Raw genomic sequence first — 4,181 nt, forward strand, 5'->3', positions numbered from 1 at the left:
CCCGCTCCTCGTCGCGTACCACGGCCGGGTCCAGCCCGGCGGCGGTGAACACGGCGCACAGTTCCGGGGCCTGTGCGGCGCTCGCCTCGACCACGACGTGCCCGCCCGGCGCGAGCCACTCGGCCGCGCCGGAGGCGACCCGGCGCAGCACGGCCAGGCCGTCCGTGCCGCCGTCCAGCGCCACCGGCGCCTCGTAGAGACGCGCCTCGGCCGGCAACGAGGCCACCGCACCGCTCGGCACGTACGGCGCGTTCGCCACCACCAGGTCCAGCTCTCCGCGCCGCCCGGCCGGCAGCGCGTCGAACAGGTCGCCCTGGTAGACCGGGACGCCGAGCGGTTCGAGGTTGCGCCGGGCGCAGGCCACCGCCACCGGGTCGATGTCGGCGGCGGCCAGCCAGCGGGGCGCCAGCCGTTCGTGCAGCACCACGGCGGCGGCGCCGGAGCCGCAGCACAGGTCGAGCACCGCCGGCGCCGGCCCGGCCAGCGCCGTCGCCGCGTCGACGAGCAGCGCGGTCCGGCCGCGCGGCACGAAGACCCCCGGGTGTACGGCGATCCGCCGGCCGCAGAACTCGGCCCAGCCGAGCAGGTGCTCCAGCGGCAGGCCGGCGACGCGACGGTCGACCAGCCGGGTCAGCGACCGCGCCGAGTCGGCGGCGGCGATCAGCAGTTCCGCCTCGTCCTCGGCGAAGACGCAACCGGCGGCGCGCAACCGCCGGACGAGGGCGGGACGGTCGGGGGTGAACACGGTGGATGCCATGGCAAGCCTTTCGGGAAGCGCTCGTCGGCGCCCCCGGCGTCGCCTCAGCCCCGAAGCGACGCGGACTCGGAGGGAGCGCCGGTCCTCTGCTGGTGGATCGGACTCACCTCCTCGGGTCGGGGCCGCACGGGCCGTGGCTGACCGTCACGATAGCCCAGCGGCCGACACGCCGTCAGCCCGCCGCGTCGAGCGCCGCCGACACGTCGGCGAGCAGGTCGGCGGTGTCCTCGACGCCGCAGGAGAACCGCACGAAACCCGCCGACGTGTCGTCACCCCACTGGGCCCGCCGGTCGGCTGTGGTGTGCAGGCCGCCGAACGAGGTGGCCGCGGCCACCAGCCGGGCGGCGCCGAGGAACCGGGCCACCCGGCGCTCGTCGCCCAGGTCGAACGAGAGCACACCCGGTACGCGCCGCATCTGGGCCGACGCGACCGGGTACGCCGGGTCGTCCGGCCGTCCGGGCCAGCGCACGCCGGTGACGTCCGGGCGGGCCGCGAGCAGGTCGGCCAGCGCCCGCGCGTTCGCGGTCTGCCGGGCCAGCCGCAGGTCGAGCGTGGCCAGCGAGCGGTGGGCCAGCCAGCAGTCGAACGCGCCCGGCACCCCGCCGGTGGCGTTGCGCCAGGTGGTCGCCGCGTCCCGCAGCCCGGGGTCCCGGGTCGCCAGGTAGCCCAGCAGCAGGTCCGAATGGCCGGTCAGCGCCTTGGTGCCGGAGGCGACCACGACGTCCGTGCCGAGGTCCAGCGGGCGCTGCCCGAGCGGCGTCGCGGTGGTGTTGTCCACCGCCACCAGCGCACCGGCGGCGTGCGCGGCGGCGGCCACCGCCCGGACGTCGGCGACGTCCAGGCCGGGGTTCGCCGGGGTCTCCAGCAGCACCAGCCGGACACCCTCGAACGAGGGGTACGGCCCGGCCGTCGGCACGAGCACCACGCGTACGCCGAGCTGTTCCAGCGTGTCCGAGGCGAACGCGCGCACCGAGAAGTAGCCGTCGGCGGGCAGCAGCACGGTGTCGCCGGGGCGCAGCACGGTCAGCAGCAGCCCGGTGATGGCGGCCTGGCCGCTGGCGAAGACCCGGCAGTCGCCGCCCTCCAGCTCGCCGATCGCGGTCTCCAGCAGCCGCCGGGTGGGGTTGTCGGGCCGTCCGTACCCGTCCACCGCCGCCGACGGGCCGCGCTCCGGGTCCAGGTGGTACGGCGCGGCGAAGACCGGGCCGGGCAGGAACGGCTGCCCGGGCACCGCGTCCGGCAGGCCGGCGTGCACGCTGCGCGTGCCGTCACCCCAGTGCTCGTCGGTCATCCCGGCTCCGCTCACTCGTACGACTCGGGCTTGGCGGTGCGGCTCATCAGCGCGTCCACCGCCAGGCGCGGATCCATCCCCTCGTGGCAGATCCGCTCGATCTGCTCGGTGATCGGCATCTCCACCCCGTGCGCCCGGGCCAGGTCGCGGATGGCCAGGCAGCTCTTGACGCCCTCGGCTGTCTGCCGGGTGGCCGCCTGGGCCTGTTCCAGCGTCTCCCCCCGGCCCAGGTGCTCGCCGAAGGTGCGGTTGCGGGCCATCGGCGACGAGCAGGAGGCGACCAGGTCACCCATGCCGGCGAGCCCGGCGAACGTGATCGGGTCGGCGCCGAGCGCCACGCCCAGCCGGGCGGTCTCGGCCAGGCCGCGGGTCATCAGCATGGCCCGGGTGTTGTCGCCGAAGCCCATCGCGGTGGCGATGCCGTACGCCAGCGCGATCACGTTCTTCACCGCGCCGCCCAGCTCGCAGCCGACCACGTCGTCGTTGGTGTACGGGCGGAAGTACGGCGTCCGGATGGACGCCTGCACCAGCGCGGTACGGCGGCTGTCGGTGCCCGCGACGACAGTGGCGGCCGGCTGCTCGGCGGCGATCTCCGGGGCCAGGTTGGGCCCGGAGACGACCACCACCCGGTCGGCGGGCACCCCGGCGGTCTCCGTGATCACCTGGCTCATCCGCTTGGTGGTGCCCAGCTCGATGCCCTTCATCAGCGACACCAGCGTGGCGTCCGGCGCCAGGTACGGCGTCCAGTCGGCGAGGTTGCCGCGCAGCGTCTGCGAGGGCACCGAGAGCACCACCACCTCGGCCCCCTCGATCGCCTCGGCGGCGTCACCGGTGGCGGTCACCCGCTCGGGCAGGCGTACGCCCGGCAGGTACTCCGGGTTGTGCCGCCCGGTCCGGATCGCCTCGGCCACGGCGGCCCGGCGGGCCAGGACCGTGACGTCCCGCCCGGCGTCGGCGAGGATCTTGGCGAACGCGGTCCCCCAGGAACCGGCGCCCAGCACGGCGACGTGCCCGCTCATTCGGTGACCTCCCGGGTGCCGGTGCGGGCGGGCCGCTGCCAGAGCGGCGGTGGTGTGCCGCCGCGGATCTCCGCGACCAGATCCCGGATGCGCAGCATGATGGTGTCCGTCATCTCCTCCAGGATCGGCCGGGTCGGCGTGGCGCCGGCCCAGCGGCTCAGGTCCACCGGCGGACCGGCGATCACCGTCACCGGGGTACGCGGGCGCAGCCCGAACCGGGCCGTACGCGGGTCGAACATCCGTTCCGGGCCGACCATGGCGATCGGGACCACCGGGGCGCCGGTGGCCAGCGCCAGGCGGGCCGCGCCGGTCTTGCCCTTCATCGGCCACAGGTCCGGCTCGCGGGTGGTGGTGCCCTCCGGGTAGATCACCACCGCGCCGCCCTCGGCCAGCGCCGCGACCAGCTTGTCCAGCGACTTGACCGCCTCGACGGTGCCCCGTTCGACCGGGATCTGCTGGCACCGGTGCAGGATCCAGCCGACCACCGGCACCCGGAACACGCTGGCCTTGCCGAGGAAGCGCGGCCAGCGCCCGGCGTCGTAGATGTAGTGCGCGACCACGAGCGGGTCGGCGTGCGAGATGTGGTTCGGCACGAGGATCACGCCGCCGTCGCCGCGCAGGTGCTCCATGCCCCGCCAGGTGCGCCGGGTCCAGACCGTCATCAGCGGCTTCACCAGCACCACGGCGAGCCGTCGCCAGACCCCCAGCCTCCGCCGTGCCACAGTGCCTCCTCGATCCGCCCTCGCGCCCCGGCACAGAATCATGCCTGTTCGCCCCCGCTGCGGCCAGTGCGGGTACCGCCGCCCTCGCTGGCAGGATGGTCGGCGTGTCTGAGGCCCGCTGGACCGTGGTGATGCCGGTGAAGCGCCTTCCGGCGGCGAAGAGCCGTCTGCGGGGCGCGCTGCCCGGCGTACCCCATGAGGAGCTGGCACTGGCCCTGGCGGCCGACACGCTGCGCGCGGTCCGGGCGTGCCCGGCGGTCGCCGGGGTGCTCGTGGTCACCGACGACCCGCGGGTGAGCGCGGCGGCCGGCGCGGCGGGCGCCCGCGTCGCCGGCGACCCCGGCGGCGGGCTGAACGCGGCGTTGCGGCACGGCGCGGCCGTCGCCGGGCCG

Annotated in this window: 4 protein-coding genes and 1 pseudogene; 1 reads left to right on the plus strand and 4 read right to left on the minus strand. The window is 75.9% G+C overall.

The window, feature by feature from the left end:
- From EAD96_RS00545 to EAD96_RS00560, 4 genes are all read right to left on the minus strand, one after another.
- On the minus strand, nucleotides 1–757 hold a 757-nt coding region (locus EAD96_RS00545), incomplete at its 3' end, for a putative protein N(5)-glutamine methyltransferase (RefSeq protein WP_121682885.1).
- Nucleotides 758–929: 172 nt separating this feature from the next.
- Nucleotides 930–2,048, minus strand: coding sequence for a cystathionine gamma-lyase (locus EAD96_RS00550; protein WP_121682886.1), 1,119 nt, complete (start codon nucleotides 2,046–2,048; stop codon nucleotides 930–932).
- An 11-nt stretch (nucleotides 2,049–2,059) separates the two neighbouring features.
- Nucleotides 2,060–3,067: an NAD(P)H-dependent glycerol-3-phosphate dehydrogenase gene (locus tag EAD96_RS00555; protein WP_121682887.1), complete on the minus strand. Its 1,008-nt coding sequence runs from the start codon at nucleotides 3,065–3,067 to the stop codon at nucleotides 2,060–2,062.
- The gene (locus EAD96_RS00560) at nucleotides 3,064–3,789 is read right to left on the minus strand and encodes a 1-acyl-sn-glycerol-3-phosphate acyltransferase (RefSeq protein WP_013474338.1); all 726 of its coding nucleotides are present in this window, start codon (nucleotides 3,787–3,789) and stop codon (nucleotides 3,064–3,066) included. Before EAD96_RS00560 ends, EAD96_RS00555 begins: the two co-directional genes overlap by 4 nt.
- A gap of 131 nt (nucleotides 3,790–3,920) precedes the next feature.
- Between EAD96_RS00560 and EAD96_RS00565 the strand changes: the two are divergent.
- Nucleotides 3,921–4,181 (plus strand): annotated as a pseudogene (locus EAD96_RS00565) (2-phospho-L-lactate guanylyltransferase); the annotation flags it as partial.

Source organism: Micromonospora sp. BL1, assembly GCF_003667485.1.
Taxonomy (GTDB): domain Bacteria; phylum Actinomycetota; class Actinomycetes; order Mycobacteriales; family Micromonosporaceae; genus Micromonospora; species Micromonospora tulbaghiae.

Coding starts and splice junctions, on each gene's coding strand:
- EAD96_RS00550 (WP_121682886.1), bottom strand. CDS start 2,048: ATGACCGACGAGCACTGGGGTGACGGCACGCGCAGCGTGCACGCCGGC.
- EAD96_RS00555 (WP_121682887.1), bottom strand. CDS start 3,067: ATGAGCGGGCACGTCGCCGTGCTGGGCGCCGGTTCCTGGGGGACCGCG.